At 72.0% G+C, this 18,011-nt stretch carries 19 protein-coding genes and 1 pseudogene; 16 read left to right on the top strand and 4 right to left on the bottom strand.

The genetic code is table 11. The features are described from left to right. Nucleotides 1–132: 132 nt before the first annotated feature. Nucleotides 133–1,500, bottom strand: coding sequence for an MFS transporter (locus ACGFYP_RS34415; RefSeq protein WP_393502014.1), 1,368 nt, complete (start codon nucleotides 1,498–1,500; stop codon nucleotides 133–135). Nucleotides 1,501–1,784: 284 nt separating this feature from the next. Here ACGFYP_RS34415 and ACGFYP_RS34410 point away from each other — a divergent pair, with 284 nt between their 5' ends. The 12 genes from ACGFYP_RS34410 to ACGFYP_RS34355 all read left to right on the top strand — a co-directional run bounded on the left by ACGFYP_RS34410 (nucleotide 1,785) and on the right by ACGFYP_RS34355 (nucleotide 12,348). Further along, nucleotides 1,785–3,269, top strand: a complete 1,485-nt coding sequence (locus ACGFYP_RS34410) for an aldehyde dehydrogenase family protein (RefSeq protein WP_393502012.1) — start codon at nucleotides 1,785–1,787, stop codon at nucleotides 3,267–3,269. Nucleotides 3,270–3,296: 27 nt separating this feature from the next. Then, the gene (locus ACGFYP_RS34405) at nucleotides 3,297–4,277 is read left to right on the top strand and encodes a VOC family protein (RefSeq protein WP_393502010.1); all 981 of its coding nucleotides are present in this window, start codon (nucleotides 3,297–3,299) and stop codon (nucleotides 4,275–4,277) included. Then, a complete protein-coding gene (locus tag ACGFYP_RS34400) occupies nucleotides 4,274–5,071 on the top strand; it encodes an aspartate dehydrogenase domain-containing protein (RefSeq protein ID WP_393502008.1) in 798 nt (265 codons plus the stop codon). Before ACGFYP_RS34405 ends, ACGFYP_RS34400 begins: the two co-directional genes overlap by 4 nt. Next, entirely contained in the window at nucleotides 5,068–5,877 is an 810-nt protein-coding gene (locus tag ACGFYP_RS34395; RefSeq protein WP_393502006.1) for an alpha/beta fold hydrolase, read from the top strand. Before ACGFYP_RS34400 ends, ACGFYP_RS34395 begins: the two co-directional genes overlap by 4 nt. Next, nucleotides 5,868–6,389, top strand: coding sequence for a cupin domain-containing protein (locus ACGFYP_RS34390; RefSeq protein WP_393502004.1), 522 nt, complete (start codon nucleotides 5,868–5,870; stop codon nucleotides 6,387–6,389). The genes ACGFYP_RS34395 and ACGFYP_RS34390 overlap by 10 nt, the downstream gene beginning before the upstream one ends. Continuing rightward, nucleotides 6,382–7,122, top strand: coding sequence for an SDR family oxidoreductase (locus ACGFYP_RS34385; RefSeq protein WP_393502002.1), 741 nt, complete (start codon nucleotides 6,382–6,384; stop codon nucleotides 7,120–7,122). The genes ACGFYP_RS34390 and ACGFYP_RS34385 overlap by 8 nt, the downstream gene beginning before the upstream one ends. A gap of 19 nt (nucleotides 7,123–7,141) precedes the next feature. Next, entirely contained in the window at nucleotides 7,142–7,930 is a 789-nt protein-coding gene (locus tag ACGFYP_RS34380; protein ID WP_393502000.1) for an SDR family oxidoreductase, read from the top strand. 9 nt (nucleotides 7,931–7,939) lie between these two features. After that, nucleotides 7,940–9,565 carry a thiamine pyrophosphate-binding protein gene (locus tag ACGFYP_RS34375; protein WP_393501998.1) on the top strand — a complete coding sequence of 542 codons (1,626 nt, stop codon included), beginning with the start codon at nucleotides 7,940–7,942 and terminating at the stop codon, nucleotides 9,563–9,565. A gap of 42 nt (nucleotides 9,566–9,607) precedes the next feature. Continuing rightward, on the top strand, nucleotides 9,608–10,543 hold the full coding sequence (locus ACGFYP_RS34370; RefSeq protein ID WP_393501997.1) for a PDR/VanB family oxidoreductase: 936 nt from the start codon (nucleotides 9,608–9,610) through the stop codon (nucleotides 10,541–10,543). Nucleotides 10,544–10,580: 37 nt separating this feature from the next. Then, nucleotides 10,581–10,817 carry a recombinase-like helix-turn-helix domain-containing protein gene (locus tag ACGFYP_RS34365; protein WP_393501996.1) on the top strand — a complete coding sequence of 79 codons (237 nt, stop codon included), beginning with the start codon at nucleotides 10,581–10,583 and terminating at the stop codon, nucleotides 10,815–10,817. A gap of 1 nt (nucleotide 10,818) precedes the next feature. Continuing rightward, entirely contained in the window at nucleotides 10,819–11,835 is a 1,017-nt protein-coding gene (locus ACGFYP_RS34360) for a Rieske 2Fe-2S domain-containing protein (protein WP_393501994.1), read from the top strand. Between the two features lie 222 nt (nucleotides 11,836–12,057). Next, a complete protein-coding gene (locus tag ACGFYP_RS34355) occupies nucleotides 12,058–12,348 on the top strand; it encodes a hypothetical protein (protein WP_393501992.1) in 291 nt (96 codons plus the stop codon). A 13-nt stretch (nucleotides 12,349–12,361) separates the two neighbouring features. On the opposite strand, the gene ACGFYP_RS34350 is transcribed toward ACGFYP_RS34355, so the two are convergent. After that, the gene (locus ACGFYP_RS34350; RefSeq protein WP_393502018.1) at nucleotides 12,362–12,589 is read right to left on the bottom strand and encodes a hypothetical protein; all 228 of its coding nucleotides are present in this window, start codon (nucleotides 12,587–12,589) and stop codon (nucleotides 12,362–12,364) included. Here ACGFYP_RS34350 and ACGFYP_RS34345 point away from each other — a divergent pair. Both ACGFYP_RS34345 and ACGFYP_RS34340 read left to right on the top strand, forming a co-directional pair. Beyond that, nucleotides 12,509–12,832: pseudogene (locus ACGFYP_RS34345) on the top strand (substrate-binding domain-containing protein); the annotation flags it as partial. The gene ACGFYP_RS34350 and the pseudogene ACGFYP_RS34345 overlap by 81 nt on opposite strands. A 20-nt stretch (nucleotides 12,833–12,852) precedes the next feature. Beyond that, complete coding sequence (locus ACGFYP_RS34340; protein ID WP_393501990.1) at nucleotides 12,853–13,755, top strand: DUF2264 domain-containing protein; 903 nt, start codon at nucleotides 12,853–12,855, stop codon at nucleotides 13,753–13,755. A gap of 95 nt (nucleotides 13,756–13,850) precedes the next feature. Here ACGFYP_RS34340 and ACGFYP_RS34335 read toward each other — a convergent pair whose 3' ends face one another. Together ACGFYP_RS34335 and ACGFYP_RS34330 are read right to left on the bottom strand one after the other, a co-directional pair. Then, nucleotides 13,851–14,816, bottom strand: a complete 966-nt coding sequence (locus ACGFYP_RS34335) for an MASE1 domain-containing protein (protein ID WP_393502016.1) — start codon at nucleotides 14,814–14,816, stop codon at nucleotides 13,851–13,853. A 123-nt stretch (nucleotides 14,817–14,939) separates the two neighbouring features. Then, nucleotides 14,940–15,758, bottom strand: coding sequence for a PP2C family protein-serine/threonine phosphatase (locus ACGFYP_RS34330; RefSeq protein WP_393501988.1), 819 nt, complete (start codon nucleotides 15,756–15,758; stop codon nucleotides 14,940–14,942). A gap of 446 nt (nucleotides 15,759–16,204) precedes the next feature. On the opposite strand from ACGFYP_RS34330, the gene ACGFYP_RS34325 reads away from it, so the two are divergent. Beyond that, nucleotides 16,205–17,059, top strand: a complete 855-nt coding sequence (locus ACGFYP_RS34325; protein WP_393501986.1) for a DUF1684 domain-containing protein — start codon at nucleotides 16,205–16,207, stop codon at nucleotides 17,057–17,059. Between the two features lie 269 nt (nucleotides 17,060–17,328). Next, entirely contained in the window at nucleotides 17,329–17,874 is a 546-nt protein-coding gene (locus ACGFYP_RS34320) for a rhodanese-like domain-containing protein (RefSeq protein ID WP_393501984.1), read from the top strand. Nucleotides 17,875–18,011 lie beyond the last annotated feature (137 nt).

Raw genomic sequence — 18,011 nt, 5'->3', positions numbered from 1 at the left:
CTCCCGCCGTCTGCGCCCCCCCCCGGGGGTGGGGGGGGGGGGGGGGGCGCGCGCCCCCCCCCCCCCCCCCCCCCCCCCCCCCCCCCCCCCCCCCCCCCTTTCCGGACCGCTTCCGGTCGGGTTCCGGTCGGATCAGGAGTTCATCTCCTCCAACGTCCTGCCCTTCGTCTCCACCGCGAACCAGGCGATCACGGCACCGATCGCGGCCACTCCGGCGAGCTGCGCGAAGACCAGTGCGAGGCTGCCACCCGCGGCGATCACCGCGCCGACGGTGATCGGGCCGGTGATCACGCCGAGGCGGTTCCACAGACCGCCGAACGCCGCCCCCTTGGCCCGGTTGGAGGTGGGGTACAGCTCGGGCGAGTAGAGGTAGAGGCCCGCGTTGATCGCGTAGAGGAAGAAGGTCGTGCAGGAGGCGAAGACGGCGACCTGGCCGCCCGAGGTCGCGCCCGCCAGGGCGAGCGCCCCCAGGGAGAGCATGCCGCCGGCGAGCGCGGCGATCAGTGCGGGCCTGCGGCCGATCCGGTCGATCAGCAGCGCGACGACGAGGGTGCCGAGGAGGCCGGTGACGTTGCTGAGCAGGGTGTAGACGAGGGCCGTGGTCAGGTCGAGGCCGAACTGCTTCGCGTACAGGGACGGCAGCCAGGTCGAGATGCCGTGGTTGACGTAGTAGGCGACGAACCACAGACCGGACAGGACCGCCGTGCGCCGCAGGTAGCGCCCGCGGAAGAGGTCGCCCCAGCGGCCCGGGGACGTGCGCTCCTCGCGTACGTCCGCGGCAGGCGCGGGCAGCGGTTCGGCGGTGGCGCGGGCGACCTCCGCCTCGATGCGGGCGATGGTCTCCTCGGCCTCCCGGGTGCGACCGCGGGAGAGGAGCCAGCGCGGTGACTCGGCGACGTGGCGGGGCAGCAGGGCGGCGATGAGTACGGGAAGGGTACCGATGACGAACATCGCACGCCAGCCGAGGTTGGGCACCACCCAGACCGCGACCAGCGTCGCCGCCGCGAGGCCGGCGGGGAAGATCATCTCGTACAGCAGGACGAAGCGTCCGCGCTTGTCGGAGCGGGCGATCTCGTTGATGTAGGTGGCGGCGACGGGCACGACTCCGCCGATGCCGAGGCCCTGGACGAACCGGAAGAGCGAGAAGGTCTCGATGGTGCCGGAGAAGGCGACGGCGAGGCTGGCGAGACCGGTGACGGCGACGCCGAGGGCGACCGTACGCACACGGCCGATCCGGTCCCCCAGCCATCCGGCGGCCAGGGCGCCGATGAGCATGCCGATGGAGGCGGAGGTCACCGCGAAGGTGGCCTGGCCCGTGGTCAAGTGCCATTCCTTCATCAGGACGGGCAGCGCGGAGGCGGCGAGGAGCTGGTCGAACGCCTCGAAGAAGGTGACGGCGCCGATGAGGAAGCGGACCTTGACGTGCCAGCGCGAGTGGGGCAGCCGTTCGAGGCGCGCGGCTATGGAGCCGATGGCTGGCTTGCCGGCCACAGTCGTCATGGAGGGAGTCCTTCCGCGAACAGAGGAGTTGCGGAGACAGTAAGAGGGCACTACCTAAGGGGTCAATGGTTAAGGCCTTAGGAATCTCCCCGCCACCTGACCGCCTTCGGCACTCCGCGCGATCGACACCCCGCTCAGGGCCACCACCGCAACGACTTCACCCGCGACCCTTGCGCGGAAATATTTAAGCGCTTAGATTTCAAGCGCTTCGGAAATCCGAGAGGCCGTCCCCGACCCCTCTCGCCCGAAGTCCCTTTGTCCGCCGCCTCATCGGAGGTCCTGCCGTGCCTCAGTTCCCCACCGACATCCTCATAGCGGGCCAGTGGCGGCGCGGTGCGGGCGAGCCGGTCGACACCGTCGACCCGGCGACCGGACGGATCATCGCCACCGTCCACTCCGCGTCCGCGGAGGAGGTCGCCGAGGCGGCCGAGGCCGCCGCGAAGGCGGTGGCGGACCCGGCCTGGCGGGACCTCCTCCCCCACGAGCGCGCCCGGCTCCTGCACCGGATCGCCGAGCTGACCGAAGAGGCCGCCGGTGAGCTCTCCGCGCTCCAGACCGCCGACACCGGCAAGACCCTCGCCGAGACCCGGGCGCTCGCCCTCAGCGCCGCGGGCACCTTCCGGTACATCGCGGCGGCCCTGGAGACGGCCGAGGACTCGCTCACCCCGCCGCGCGGCGCGTACCTGACGATGAGCGTGCACGAGCCGATCGGTGTCGTCGGGGCGATCAACCCCTGGAACTCCCCGATCGCAAGCGACGCGCAGAAGATCGCGCCCGCACTCGCCGCCGGCAACGCGGTCCTCCTCAAGCCGGCTGTCTGGACGCCGCTGGTCTCCCTCGCCCTCGGCCGGCTGATCACCCGGGCGCTCGACGAGTTCGGTCTGCCCTCGGCGCTGCTCTCCGTGCTCCCCGGCAGCGGTCGGGTGGTCGGTGACGCCCTCGTGCGCCACCCCCTGGTCGCCCGCATCGGGTTCACCGGGGGCACCTCGACGGGCCGCTCGATCGCCGCGATCGCGGCGCAGAAGCTGATCCCCGCCTCGTTGGAGCTGGGCGGGAAGTCGCCGACGATCGTCCGGGCCGACGCCGATGTCGAGCAGGCCCTGGCCGGTGTGCTGTTCGGGATCTTCTCGTCCAGCGGACAGTCCTGCATCGCCGGCTCGCGGCTCTTCGTGGCCCGCGAGATCTACGACTCCTTCGTCGGCGAGCTCGTCGAGCGCGTCCGGAAGCTGCGGGTGGGGCCCGGCACCGACCCGGCCACCCAGGTCGGCCCCCTCGTGCACCACCTCCACCGCGACGCCGTCGCCGCCTACGTCGACCTCGCCCGGTCCGAGGGCGCCCGGGTGCTGTGCGGCGGGTCCGAGCCCGAGGGTGAGCGGCACCGGGACGGCGCGTACTACCTGCCGACCGTCCTCGACGGTCTGCCGAACTCCACCCGCACCTGCCAGGAGGAGATCTTCGGCCCGGTCCTCGTGGCGCTCCCCTTCGACGACGAGGACGACCTGGTCCGCCAGGCCAACGACTCCGTCTACGGCCTCGCCTGCGGCATCTGGACCCGCGACGCGCGGGCGGCCTGGCGGCTGGCCCGCCGGATCGAAGCGGGGACCGTCTGGATCAACACGTACAAGCAGTTCAGCGCCGCCACCCCGTTCAGCGGCTGGAAGGAGAGCGGCCTCGGAACGGAGAAGGGCCGTGACGCGATCCGCGCCTACCAGCGCCAGAAGTCCCTGTACTGGGGCACCTCCGACGCTCCCCTTCCCTGGGCCAACTGACCCGGCACGCCCCTCCTGGAGAGACTCATGCACCGCACACCGCCCGGTCCGATCGCCCGCCTCCGTTCCCTGCGCTACGTCGAGCTGCACACGCCCGCCTTCACCGAGGCCGCCGACTTCTACGAGGAGGTCTGGGGGCTGGAGACCGTCGAGTCCGACACCGGCGCGCGCTGGCTGCGCGGGACCGGCGACGAACACCACGTCCTGCACCTCACCGAGAACGAGCGCGTGGGCCTCGGCAGGATCGCGTTCTGTGTCGCCACCCCCGCCGAGGTCGACGAGGCCGCGCGGCGCCTCGAAGCCCGGGGCATCGTCCCCGTCTTCGGCCCCGGACCGCTGGACCAGGCGGGCGGCGGCTACGGAGTGCGGTTCACCGACCCCGAGCGGCGCCTGATCGAGATCAGCGCCCAGGTCGAGGCCGTCGCTCCGCGCGGCCGGGACGGGGCGGTACCCGTCGGTGTCACCCACGCGGTGCTCAACACCGTCGACATCGACGCGGCCGTCGCCTTCTACTGCGACGTCCTCGGGCTGCGCGTCTCCGACTGGTCCGAGCACCAGATGGCGTTCCTTCGCTGCAACGCCGACCACCACTGCATCGCCTTCAACCAGGCCGAGTGGACCTCGCTCAACCACGTCGCCTACGAGATGACCTCGGTCGACCACTTCATGCGGGGCCTCGGGCGGCTGCGCCACCACGGCATCACCCCTCAGTGGGGCCCCGGCCGGCACGGCCCCGGCAACAACACCTTCTCCTACTTCACCGACCCGTCCGGGCTTGTCTGCGAGTACACCTCCGAGGTCGCGCAGATCGTCGAGGACGCCTGGATCGCCAGGGTCTGGCGTCGCGTGCCGGAGCTGTCCGACCTGTGGGGGACGGCGGGACCGCCCTCGAAGGAGATCCGCTGTCACATGGCGGGCGCGCCGGACCCCGGCCCGCTCGCCCCCACCGCCGCTCCCACAGCCACTCCCACTCCCACCGCCACCGACTCCCGGAAGGACATCGCATGAGCACCGTACGCAAGGTGGGCATCGTCGGCTGGGGCGCGATCGGCCGCGTCGTCGGCACCGCGCTCACGCACGGAGAGGTGAGCGGCGCCGAGCTGGTGTGCGTCGTCGACAACCGTCCGCTGGGCGAGGCGGCGCCCGCCCCTCAGGTCACCTTCGAGGAGGCGCTGCAACGCTGCGACCTCGTCGTGGAGGCCGCCGGACAGGGCGTCGTGAGGGAGTGGGGCGAGCGGGTGCTCGCCTCCGGCACCGATCTGCTGATCGCCTCCACCGGGGCGCTCACCGACGACGACCTCGCGAAGCGGCTGCTCGCGGCGGGCCCGGGCCGGGTGTACTTCACCGGCGGTGCGGTGGGGGGCCTCGATCTGCTCCAGGCGGTACGGTCCCTCGGCCCCGTGGACGAGGTCAGGCTCACCACCACCAAGCTGCCCTCGACGCTCGAACAGCCGTGGATGAGCGAGGAGTTGCTCCTGCGGATGCGAACGGCGACCGGTCCGGTCGAGGTCATGTCCGGCACCGCGCGCGAGGTTCCGGTGAGCTTTCCCCGGTCGACGAACGTGGCCGCCTCCGTCGCGCTTGCCGTCGGCGACCTGGACGCCGTGCGGGTCAGGGTCGTCGCCGACCCGGCGGCGCACCGCACGCGGCACGTGATCGAGGCGTCAGGACCGCACGGTGCGTACCGCTTCGAGATGGAGCACGTACCGGACGCGGACAACCCCGCGACCAGCCAGGTCGTGCCGTACGCGGTGCTGCGCAGCCTCGCCGCGATCGCCGGGCGGACGGGGCAGATCCTGTGAGCGGCCGTGTCGACGTGCATGTCGAGGAGGCGGGCGAGCACGGTCCGCTCCTGCTGTGCCTGCACGGCATCGGCTCGTCGTCGGCGGCGTTCGCGCCGCAGCTCGCCGAGGTCTCGTCCTACGCGAGGGTCGTGGCCTGGGACGCCCCCGGGTACGCCGGGTCGCCCGATCCCGAAGGACCGCTCACCCTCGACGACTTCGCGGACGCGGCGGCCGGGCTCATCCGGGAGCGCGGCGGACGCGGCCATGTGCTCGGTGTCTCCTGGGGCGGCGTCATCGCCCTGCGGCTCGCCGTCCGCCACCCGGATCTCGTCGACTCGGTGATCGTCGCGGACTCGAGCCCCGGCTCGGGTACCGACGAGGACAAGGCCGCGGGCATGCGGGCCCGCGCCACCGAGCTGGCCGAGCTCGGTCCGCGTGCCTTCGCCGAGGCGCGGGGACCACGCCTGGTGTCGCCCGACGCCCCGGACGCACTGGTCCGGCGGGTCGTGGACACCATGGCGGCCTCGGTGCGGCTGCCGGGGTACGCGTACGCCGCCGAGTCCATGGCATCGGCCGACCTCCGCACCGAACTGCCCTCGGTCGCCGCACCCTCGCTCGTGCTCTGCGGCGACCAGGACCGGGTCACCGGCATCGAGGCGAGCCAGACCATCGCCGGAGCCCTCCGCAGGACCGCCTTCGTGATCGTCAAGGACGCCGGTCACCTGGCCAATCAGGAGCAGCCCGGGCGCTTCAACGCCTGGGTCCTCGCCCACCTCCGTATCACCGCACGCATCCCCGAACAGGAGCCGTTCCCATGCCTCTGACCACCACCGCGTACGACAACGGCGGCGACCTCGCCGCGTACACCGACTCGCTCATCGCCACCAAGGACTCCCGTGTGGCGGACTTCGGCACCCTGTCCTTCCAGGAGAAGGCAGGCCCGCAGTACCGCCGCGGCCAGATCCGCTACGTCGGTTCGGGCGCGACCGGCAACCACGAGGGCGACAGCCGCATCATCCCGTCCGGCGGCTTCACCTTCTCCAACATGCTGCTCCCGCCCGGCGCCGAGGGCCCGGCCCACACCCACCACGACGTCGAGGAGGCCTTCTTCGTCCTGGAGGGCGAGGTCAAGGTCGGCATCCACCGAGGGCCCGACGAGGTCGAGTTCCGCACACTCGGCTACCGCGACATGATCGTCGTGCCCGCCGGGGTGACCCGCTCGCTGAAGAACGAGGGCGACACCGACGCCCTGTTCTGCGTCGTGATCGGCACGCAGAAGCCGCAGGTGCCGACCTACCCCGAGTACTCGCCGATGCACGGTGTCACCCGTGACTGACCCGAGGGTCGTCGTCGTCACCGGGGCGGGCCGTGGCCTGGGCACGGCCATGGCCCGCCGGGCCGGCGAGGACGGCTTCCGGGTCGTCGTCGCCGAGCTGGAGCGGGAGCGGGGGGAGCGTGCCGCGGCGGAGCTCCGCTCGGAGGGTGTCGACGCGCGGTTCGTACGCTGCGATGTCGCCGACCCCGCGTCGGTGGACGGGCTCGCGGCGGCCGTGCGCGAGACCGGACCGCTGTACGGGCTGGTCAACAACGCGGCGCTCGCCGACGGAGTGGGCGGACGTGAGTTCCAGGACATCGACGTCGAGGTGTGGGACCGGCTGATGGCGGTCAACGCCCGCGGCCCCTGGCTGGTGGCGAAGGCCCTGCATCCCCTCTTCGGCTCTCCTGGCCGGATCGTCAACATCGCGTCGGACGCCGCCCTCTACGGCTCCCCGCGCCTGGCCCACTACATCGCCTCCAAGGGCGCGGTGATCGCGCTCACCCGGGCGATGGCCCGAGAGCTCGGCGACAGGGGGATCACCGTGAACGCGGTCGCCCCCGGTCTCACCGAGTGCGAGGCGACGGAGACCGTGCCCGCCGAGCGGCACGACCTCTACCGCGCCAACCGGGCCGTCTCCCGGCCGCAGCAGCCCGAGGACCTCATCGGGATCGTCTCCTTCCTGCTCGGCGAGGAGTCCCGCTATCTGACCGGACAGGTGATCGCCGTCAACGGCGGATTCACCATGAACTGAGCTGTAGGAGTCACTAGTTATGGATCTGGGCCTCGCCGACCGCACGATCGTGGTCACCGGCGGCAGCTCGGGTGTCGGCCTGGCCACGGTCCGCGCCCTGCTCGACGAAGGAGCCCGTGTCGCCACCTGCGGCCGTGACGCCGACCGGATGGAGCAGGCCGTCGCCGGGCTCGGTGCCGGACGTGACCGGCTACTGACGGCGGTCTGCGACGTACGGGACCCCGACGCGGTCGGCCGTTTCGTCCGCCGCGCCGCCGAGGAGTTCGGGGGCGTCGACGGGCTCGTCAACAACGCCGGGCAGTCCCGGATGAAGGGACTCGACGAGGCGACGCCCGAGGACTGGCGCGACGAGTTGGAGCTCAAGTTCGCCGGGGTCCTCAGCCCGCTGCACGCCGCCCGGCCGTACCTCGCCGCCTCCGACGCGGCGAGCATCGTCAACATCAACGCCGTCCTCTCCAAGCAGCCCGAGACCCGCCTGATCACCACCAGCGCCGCACGCGCCGGCATCCTCAACCTCTCCAAGTCCCTGTCGATCGAGCTGGCAGGTGACGGCATCCGGGTCAACTCCGTGTGCCTGGGCCTCATCGACACCGGCCAGTGGACCCGCCGCCACGCCGCGGCGGGAACCGGGGAGAGCTACGAGGACTGGCAGGCCGAACTGGCCGCCGACCGCGGTATCGCGCTCGGCCGCCTCGGCCGGGCCGAGGAGGTCGCGTACGCGGTCGTGACCCTGCTCTCGCCCCGTGCCTCGTACATCACCGGCACCGGCATCGACGTCTGCGGCGGAGTCGGCCGCTCCATCCTCTGAGGAGACACCATGCGTCACGACAACGGAGGAGACCTCCTCGTCGCCGTCCTGCGCGAGCTCGGCGTCGACACCGTCTTCGGCATCGTCAGCGTGCACAACCTGCCGCTGGTGGAGGCCGTCGACCGCGAACTGCGGTTCGTGCCCGTCCGGCACGAGGCCTCCGCCGTCAACGCGGCGGACGCCTACGGACGGGCCCGCGGCTCGATCGGCTGCGCGCTCACGTCGACCGGTACCGGTGCGGGCAACGCCGCCGGTTCGCTGATCGAGTCGTTGAGCGCGGGCAGTTCCGTCCTCCACGTCACGGGCCAGGTGGAGAGCGCGTTCCTCGGGAGCGGCCGAGGGTTCATCCACGAGACCAAGGACCAACTCGGCATGCTCACCGCCGTATCGGCGTACGCGGCGAGCGTCCCCGACGCCGAGCAGGCGGGTCGGATCCTTCGCGAGGCGGCGCGGGCGGCGCTTGCCGCACCGGGCGGTCCGGCCAGTGTCGAGTGGCCGATCGACCTCCAGTACGCGCCCCAGGTGGACGCCCCCGCGGAGCTTCCCGTACGGGTGCCTCCCGCGCCCACGGCGGGTGAACTCGCGGCCGCCGGGGCCCTCCTGGCCTCGGCCCGCCGCCCGCTGATCTGGGCGGGCGGCGGCGCCGCAGGCGCCGGGGACGAGCTCGCCTCCCTGCTCGAGGCCACCGGAGCCGGGCTGCTCACCTCCAACTCCGGGCGCGGCACGGTGCCCGAGGACCATGAACAGGTCATCGGCAACTTCGCCACGGCCCCCGCCGTGCGGGCCCTGCTCGCCGACGCGGACGTGCTGGTCACCGTCGGCACGCACTTCCGCTCCAACGAGACCGCCGACTACACGATCGGTCTCCCCACCGCCCACATCCAGATCGACGTCGACGCGGCGGCGCTCGGCCGGGTGTACCCGGTCGCGCACCCGCTGCACGGCGAGGCCACGACCACCCTCGCCGGTCTTGCCGCGTCCGCCCGGCCCTCGGAGGACGGCTGGCGCGAGCGCGTCACCTCCGTCCGTACAGAGGTACGCGAGGCGCTCCACACCTCGATCGGGCCCCAGGCCGCGATCTGCGACGCCATCCGGGCCGCTCTGCCCCGCGAGGCGGTCGTCGCACGCGACGTCACGATCGCCTCCAGCAGCTGGGGCAACCGCCTCCTGGAGATGTACGGCACGCGGGACAACGTCTTCCCCCGGGGCGGTGGCATCGGGCAGGGCCTCGGCATGGGCATCGGGGCGGCGCTCGCCCGGCCCGACGCGCCGACGGTCGTCATGGCGGGTGACGGCGGGCTCGCCGTCCACCTCGGGGAACTCCTCACCCTCGCCCAGGAACGGCCCCGGCTCACCCTGGTCGTCTTCAACGACGGCGGATACGGCGTGCTCCGCAACATGCAGGACCGCTACGGCGAGCGGCGTTCCGGCGTCGACCTCGTGACCCCCGACTTCGAACTCCTCGCGCGCGCCTGCGGGTTGCCCTATCTGCGGATCGCCGCCGAGGAGCATGCCGATCCGGTCATCCGCCAGGCCGTGGCCTCGGACGGGCCGACGCTCGTCGAGGTCGACCTCGCGGCCCTCGGCCCGATGAAGAACCCGTTCACCCCGCCGGTACGGATCCCGGGCCAGTAGCCCGACCCGTACCGCTCGATCACCGGAAGGAGGCACCGGACCATGAGCGAGAACGCGCTGCGGCTGATCGTCCGCCGCATGACCTGGGAGGCCGAGGGCGTCCTGTCCGTCGAACTCTCCGACCCCGACGGCAAGCCGCTGCCCGCCTGGTCGGCCGGCGCCCATCTCGACGTCCACGTCGGCGGCCAGGTCCGCCAGTACAGCCTGTGCGGTGACCCGCACGACCTGGGGTCGTACCGCATCGGTGTGCTCAACGAGCCGTCCTCACGCGGAGGTTCGCGCTACGTGCACACGGCGCTCCGCCCCGGCCAGACCGTCACGGTCTCCGAGCCGCGCAACCACTTCGCCCTGGAGGACGCCGACGCCTATGTCTTCGTCGCGGGCGGCATCGGGATCACACCGCTCCTCGCAATGTCCCGGGAAGCCGTGCGGCGCGGCACCCCCTGGCGCATGGTCTACGGCGGCCGGAGCCGGGCGTCGATGGCGTTCGTCGCCGAACTCGCCGCACTCGGCGGTGATGTGACGTTCGTTCCGCAGGACGAGTCGGGCCACATCGACCTGGACGCGGCTCTGTCCGGGCTCTCCGACTCCACGCTCGTCTACTCCTGCGGCCCCGAACCGCTGCTCGCGGCCGTCGAGGAGCGGTGCCCCGAGGGCCGGTTGCGCCTTGAGCGCTTTGCCGCGCCGGTCGTCGACCGCACTGGGGACGACGAGGCGTTCGAGGTCGAGTGCCGCAGGTCCGGACTGACCCTCGGTGTCGGCGCGGACACCTCGATCCTCGACGCCGCGGAGAGCGCCGGAATCAGCGTGAACAGCTCCTGCCGCGACGGGATCTGCGGCTCCTGCGAGACCAGCGTGCTCGAAGGGACGCCCGACCACCGCGACTTCCTGCTCAGCGAGTCGGAGCAGGCCGCGGGCGCCACGATGATGATCTGCGTCTCGCGGTGCGCCTCCGGCCGGCTCGTCCTCGACCTCTGACCCCGCCCCCTGATCCCCCGCACCCTCAGGAGACACCGTGACCGACACCACGAGCGACGCATGGCCGTACCTGGACGTCCACCAGTCCCGTACGCACGAACCCACCGCCTACGAGTACAAGCTCGCCTCGACCCTCGAAGAGGTCTTCGCCCAGGAGGGCCACGAGATGGCCGACGTGGTGCGCGGGCTCAACGCCCGCAAGGTCCATGCCGCCGACGGCGCGCCGTGGACCGAGGGGTCCTTCCGTGCCGAGATGAACCGACTGGGAGCCTGACGTGACGCTGTCGTCCACCGCCACCGCCGACCACATCTACGCCACCGGTCTGCGCAACCAGTGGCACCCCGTCGTCCCTTCGCGCTTCGTCGCCCCGGGCGCGATGCGCAAGGTCACCGCGCTCGGTGAACAGTGGCTGCTGTTCCGCCGCTCCGACGGCCGGCTCTCCATGCTGGCCGACCGCTGCCCGCACCGGGGCGCTCCCCTGTCGCTCGGGAAGCATCTCGGTGACCGGGTGGCCTGCTGGTACCACGGTGTCGAGGTCGAGACGGACGGGACGGTCTCCTCCGTCCCCGGGCTGCCCGGCTGCAACCTGGAAGGCAAGAAGCTCGTCACCTCGCTCCCCGTGCGCGAGATCGGCGGCGCGATCCTCGCCTACTTCGGCGACGAGGAGCACCCCGAGCCGGTGGAGCTGACGCTGCCGGAGCCGTTGACGGACCCGGAGGTGGACGCGTTCCTCTGCTATGCCGAGTGGGAGGTGCCCTGGCGGTACGCGGTGGAGAACCTCCTCGACCCGATGCACGGCGCCTTCCTCCACCACGAGTCGCACACGATGTTCGACGGTGACACGACGGCCAAGTTCCGCATCCGGGAGACCGATCGCGGCTACTTCTTCGAGAAGACCGACCAGCGGGGCGTCAATTTCGACTGGGTCGAACTGTGCCGTACGGGTGTGGACTGGGTCGACCTGTCCATCCCGTATCCGCCGTCGGCCGGTCCCGGCGGACCGTTCGGCATCGTGGGCATGGTCTGCCCGGTGGACGCCGGGCGCAGCGGGGTCTTCTTCTGGCGCTACCGCCGGGTCGCCGACTGGCAGCGCGCGACCTGGCGCTTCCTGTACCGGACGTTGATCGAAAAGCGGCACTGGGAGGTCCTGGAGCAGGACCGCGTGATGCTGGAGGCCATGCCGGCGGACGCCGACCAGCAGGAGAACCTCTACCAGCACGACCTCGGGGTCGTGCGGCTGCGCCGGCTGTTCCGCGCCGCCGCCGAGGCACAGTCCGCGTCCGGAGCCTGACCGAAGGACCTGGCCGAAGGGACCTGGCCGAAGGACCGCCACCCCCGTACGGCCCCCGCCCCCGTGGCGGGGGCCGCTCTCGTTCTTTCGGCTCGCGCGCACAGTAACGCCCAGAAACATTGCGACTGCTCTTGCTCGACATAGCAACCGCTTACATCCTGTCGGGCAGTTGGGGGGGCGAAGCTCACTCTGTACGGCCGACAGCACGCCATCGGAGGACACATGCCAGGACTGTTCGCACGAGCGCTCGCCACACGGGGCGCCGCCCTGCTGACCGCGTTCCTCGCGGTGGGGGCGGTGGTTTCGTACACGCCGGCCACCGCGGCGCCAGCGGGACGGAGCGCCGAGCCCGGGGCCGAAGCCCTGGCGGGGTACGCGCTGATGGAGAACGACCACCGGGCCGACGCCGGGCTCGACAGCTGCCTGCGGACGTTCTCGGGGAACAGCACCGTCGAGGTCGGCGACTGCGTCGGGCAGGGCGGGGCCACCGACTACACGTCCATGCGCCAGTGACCGGGCGTACCAGTCAGAACTGGCCCGCAGAGCCCATGAGTTGGATGCCGGTGGCGCCAAACTCGTGCTGTGCGGACGGCCTTCTCTCGGCGAGAACGACCCGACGGTGGGCGTCGAGTACGACAACAAGGGCGGCGCCTTCGCCCTCACCGACCACCTCATCGCGCAGGGACACGAACGCATCCTGTATCTCGGCGGGCCCGTCGGCCTGTCCACCACCATCGACCGGATCGCCGGCCACCGGCGCGCGCTGGAACTGCGGGGCGTCGAGCGGGACCCGGAGCTCGAGCAGCCAGGGGCGTTCAGCAGGTCCTTCGGCTACCGCCGGATGACCGAACTCCTGCGTGAGGGCCTGGACTTCACCGCGGTCTTCGCCGCCAACGACATCGTGGCGGCGGGTGCGGCGCAGGCCATGGAGGAGGCGGGGCTACGCGTCCCCCAGGACATCTCCCTGGTCGGCTACGACGGCTGTTCCAGGTCGTTTCGGAGCAGTTCCTCGCCTCGGTGGGCGCTCCGTGCAGCCGGAGCGACATCGGCGGCGGCCTCGACCGCATCGAGGACTGGTACGTCGGCGACGGCTGGTACACCAACGGCCACGGACGGAACTTCGACTACTACATCGGCTGGGCCATGCACCTGTACGACGGAGCGCGAGCTGCCGCTGCCCGTCGAGCGGTCCGTGCAGTACACGGCGTTGCCCGCGCCCGTTGGCTGCTGCACGGCACCCCGCAGGACGGCATCGTCCGTCTGATCAACCACGGCAGCGACCACAATCCGCTCGAAGGTCCGGCCACCGACGACCCGCACTACGCCAAGCTCGCCTACTCCACGGCCACCTCCCCGGAAGCCGCGCCCCACGCCTGGGTCCGCGCCACGGACAACCACCTGGCGCTGCTCGCGCCCGACGGCACCCCGTCGCGCCGCCGCCGCATCCACCCCCTCACCTGCGAGGACCGCCGTGCGTCCTCCCGCCACGACGCGTACCTCCCGGGCTGCGACGAAACGTTCCCCGTCGAGTCGACGAGCCTGCTGCACGGTCCGTGGGAGCTGCGCGTCCACCGCGTCGAGGCCCCGGCGGACATCGCCGTACGCGAGGGCGGGTACGCGGTCGCCGACAGCGCGCGGCCGCACTCCGCCCAGGGCCCCGGCTGGGCCCTGACGCGCACGGAGAGCGGGCTGACCAGCGTGGTGGTGGGGCTGTACGGGTGGGACGAGGAGACCGGGGTCGCCGAGGAGGTGGAGGCCAACGCCTTCGGGCCGTACTCGGCGGCTCCCTGCCTACGGGCGACGGGCCGTACCGGCGGCCCGAGCGTCCATGTCTCCCTGGTGGCGCTGACCCGCGACTCCGTGCATCCGGAGGCGCTGCGTACGACCCTCACCCGCGCGGTACGGACGACGGAACGGTGAGCGTCACCTTCCCGGACGGGGCGACGCTGACGGCGTGAGGCAGAAGCCCGCGCCCCCGCGTGGCGGGCGCCCTCGCCACCGCGGACACGGGGCTCTCATGGCGGCGGATTCTCGGGCGGGAAGTCGTACGACTCGGGGCGGGGTTCCATCCGGGCCACCATCTCCGCAAGCCGCGCGCAGACCCGTTCGATCTCCTCATGGGTGGTGTCGCGTTCGGTGATGACGGCCGCGAGCAGGAGAGCCGTCAGCGCCGTCGTGCCGTTGAAGGCCTGGAGCGTGACCATGTTCGCGAAGACGTCCTCGTCGACGAAGGGGCCCGTGTCGCCGGCGGCGGACAGAATCGCGAGCGTCGACACCGCGAGGGCGCACGGTGCCGCGCCGGCCAGCCGGAAGCGGAAGGCGGCCCAGATCAGGAACGGCGAGACGAGGAACAGCAGGTCCGAGTCGGGTGTGCGCGTCGCCAGGAGCGTGACGAGGACCGTACCGACCGCCAGCGCCACCGCCTCGAACCAGCGGCCGGGCCCGGCGAGCAACGGCCATCGGGCCGTGCGCAGCACGAGCAGGAAGGGGGTGACGACAAGGATTCCCATCGCGTCACCGGTCCACCACACCGACCAGGTCGGCCAGAAGTCGCTCGCATCCAGTGCCCCGGAGAGGACCAGCGCGCCACTGCCGATGGTGGAACTGATCAGCATCCCGGCGAGCGCACCGAGGAAGACCAACGCCAGTACGTCCCTCAGCCGGTCCAGCTCGGTCCTGAACCCGGCTCTGCGCAGCATCAGAAAGGCGCAGACCGGTGCCAGGGTGTTGCCCGCGGTGATGGCGAGTACGGCGGTCACCGACGGCCCGAGGAACACGTTGACCAGGAACGCGCCCAGGGCGATGCCCGGCCAGACCCGCAGCCCCAGCAGGAGCAGGCCGGCCAGCGCGACGCCGGTCGGCGGCCACAGGGGGGTGACCTGGTCGCGCACCAGCTGCTGAAGGAGACCGACCCGCGCGGCCCCGTAGTAGAGGGCCGCGACCGCGAGGATGCGCAGAGCGGTGGACCCGTGACGACCCATCTCCGCGCTGCGCACGACAGCAGTCTGCACGGGGATCCCGGCACCGGCGACCGCAGCGGCCCGGTCGGCGGGGACGGGTCCCAGGGACCGTCGTAGCGGACGACAAGGGCGGCGCGACGGCTCCTAGGGACCGTCGTAGCGGACGACGAGGACGGCGGCATCGTCGCGGTGGCCCGTCAGGTCGGCCACCTTGACGACGGCGGAGGCCAGCACGTCGGGGTCGGCGTCGAAGCCCGCGCGCACCAGTGTGGCCACCTCGGCCAGACCTGCCTCCATCGGGTAGTGCGGGCCCTCGACCACCCCGTCGGTGAGCAGCACGAGCACTCCCGCCTCCGTCAAGCGCCGGTGGGTCACCGGATACCGCTCACCCGGCACGATGCCGAGCGGCGGCCCGCCGCGGTCGAGAGCGATGCCGTGGCCGCCTCCGGCCGTGGCCCAGACCATCGGGACATGGCCGGCCCTGGAGACCGTCAGGTCGCGACTGACCGGGTCGAAGCGGAGGAAACAGCACGTGGCGAAGAGGCCGCGTCCCATCGCGATCAGGAGATCGTTGGCGCGGCCCAGGACCTCTCGGGTGTCGTTCGTCGCCTGGGCGAGGGCGCGCAGGCTGGTGCGCACCTGCCCCATGAAGGCGATGGCCTCCACGTCATGCCCCTGTACGTCGCCGACCGTGAGCCCCAGTGACCCGTCGTGCATGACGAAGGCGTCGTACCAGTCGCCTCCCACGGCCAGGCCGTCCCGCGACGGCGCGTACCTGGCGGCCAGATGCAGCCCGGGCAGCTTCGGCAGCTCGGGCGGCAGCATGTGGCGCTGCAGGGCCACGGCGAGCTCGACCCTGGCACGCTGGTACTCGATCCGTTCCACGGCCTGATCGACGAGCTGCCCGAGAGCGACCAGAAGCTCCTGCACACTGTCGGGGGGCTCGGGACGGTGTCCGCGCATGACGGCTCCTGGCTCCCGCACAGCCTCCTCACCTCACCCTAGCCGCCACTGCCGCCTGCCTCTACAGGGGTGAGACGGCCGGCCCTCGGGCCCGCGAGGTACGCCCGTTCGGATGGACGGGGAGCCGGGCTCGCGGCCGGCCGGTACGAGTCGGTGGCCGCCGGGGACACTGGTGCGCCGCACCGGAGTTGTGGTTTGCTCGGTCCATGAGCCTTCTCGTGATGCGTCGACACGTGGACTACGTGCGCGTCACGACCATGGCCTGTTCCGGCTGACTCGAGGCCTCGACCCGGCGTCCGGACAGCCACGCGCTCGCCACCGACGCTTCCTGGGCGCCACCCGTACGGCCTCGTCCTGCCCCCGCGGCCCCTTCCTCCTGCCTTGCCCACGCCCGGCAGTGGACACGCGGCCGCGTCCACACCACCCACAGCAGCAGGAGGAGACGCATGAGCGTCGACAACGACTCGTACGAGAGCGCCGACACCGCCGGTTCTCCCGATCCGGCGCGCTTCGCCGCGGAATGGGAGGAGTGGCACCGGGACAAGGACGCCCGGCTGGCCTCCGAGCACGGCTTCCTCGCGGTCACCGGTCTGTACTGGCTCTCCGACGAGCCACAGAGCTTCCCCGGCGCGCCCGGCACGTGGTCGACGGGGCCCGAGGGCGTCACCGTGGACCTCGACGAGGGGACGGAACTCGTCGTCGACGGCACGGTGGTGCGGGGGCGGCACCTCTTCGGCGTCATTCCGGAGCGCGGCGGCGTCAACGCCGTCTGGAAGGACACCGTGATCGAAGTCGCCAAGCGCGGCGGCCACGACGTGGTCCGGCCGCGGCACCCAGGCCACCCGCTGCGGGTCGACTTCACCGGGACGCCCGCGTACGTCCCCGATCCGCGCTGGGTGGTCACCGGCCGCTACGAGGCCTTCGACGAGTCGCGACCGACCACGGTCGGCGCCTCCGTCGAGGGACTTCGGCACGTGTACGACGCTCCGGGCCGTGTCGTCTTCCGGCTGGACGGACAGGAGTTGAGTCTGACCGCGTTCAACGGGAACACACCCGGCAGCCTCACCGTGCTGTTCACCGACGAGACCTCGGGCGTCACCACGTACGCGGCCAACCGGCAGCTCGGAGTGGACGCGCCAGGACCCGACGGCGTGGTCGTGCTCGACTTCAACCGCGCGACCAATCTGCCCTGCGCCTACACCGACTTCGCGACCTGCCCGCTGCCGCCGGCCGAGAACCGACTGCCCGTGGCGGTCGAGGCGGGGGAACGCATCCCGCGCGAGCGCGGACCGGTCGACTGACGGGACACCCACGGATGCCCGACGGGTGACGGACGGGACACCCACTGATGCCCGACCGCTCGACTTGGCGGACCCGTCGACGGACGGGACACCCACGGGGGCCCGACCGCTCGACTTGTTGCCGCGGTATGGCGACGGTATGGCGACCCGGTGACGGCTCCGCCCGTCGTCCCTTTCCGGCCACGCCGCGCGTCTAGCATCTCGGGAACGGCCCTGTCACCGGCTGCGGTGCAGGGCCACTTCCCGTCGCTGCCAAGGGCAGGTTCGCCATGAGCATCTCCCCCACTCCCCTCACCGTCGGCCAGGCGGAGCCTCGGCTCCCCCAACTGCACGTGGTCGACGTCCGTACCCCGGGCGAGTTCGCGTCCGGCCACCTGCCCGGCGCCGTCAACGTCCCCCTCGACCGCATTCGGAAGAACCTCTCCGACCTGCGGGGCTCCGCCAGTCCTCTTCTGCTGGTGTGCGCTTCCGGTCCCCGCTCCGAGAAGGCCGTCGCGGAGCTCGCCGTCCACGGGATCGCCGCGGAGAGCCTCGCCGGCGGCACCCGGGCCTGGGCGGCCGCCGGCCACCCGCTCGAGTTCCCGCCAGGACCCGTACGAGCCATCTGGGGGATGGAGCGTCAAGTCCGCTTCACCGCAGGGGCCTTGGTCCTCCTCGGTCTGGCCCTCGGGCTGCTCGTGCACCCGGCGTTCCAGCTGCTGTCGGCCGGGATCGCCGGAGGCCTGGTGTTCTCCGCGCTCACCGACACCTGCGGCATGGCGGCGCTCCTCGGCCGGCTTCCCTTCAACCGGCGGGGCACATCACCTCACGCGTGATGGGCGCGGGCGGCCGTGGAGGCCGCCCGCCGAGCGAGCCGGCTAGGGTCTTTCGTTTGGATCAGGCCGGATCAGGGAGCGGGCTCTGGTGCCGTGCATCGCAAGGCGGAGGAGGGCGTCATGGCGGAGCCATGGCA

Source organism: Streptomyces sp. NPDC048370 (genome assembly GCF_043200825.1).
Taxonomy (GTDB): domain Bacteria; phylum Actinomycetota; class Actinomycetes; order Streptomycetales; family Streptomycetaceae; genus Streptomyces.
This window is presented reverse-complemented; position numbering and strand designations above follow the sequence as displayed.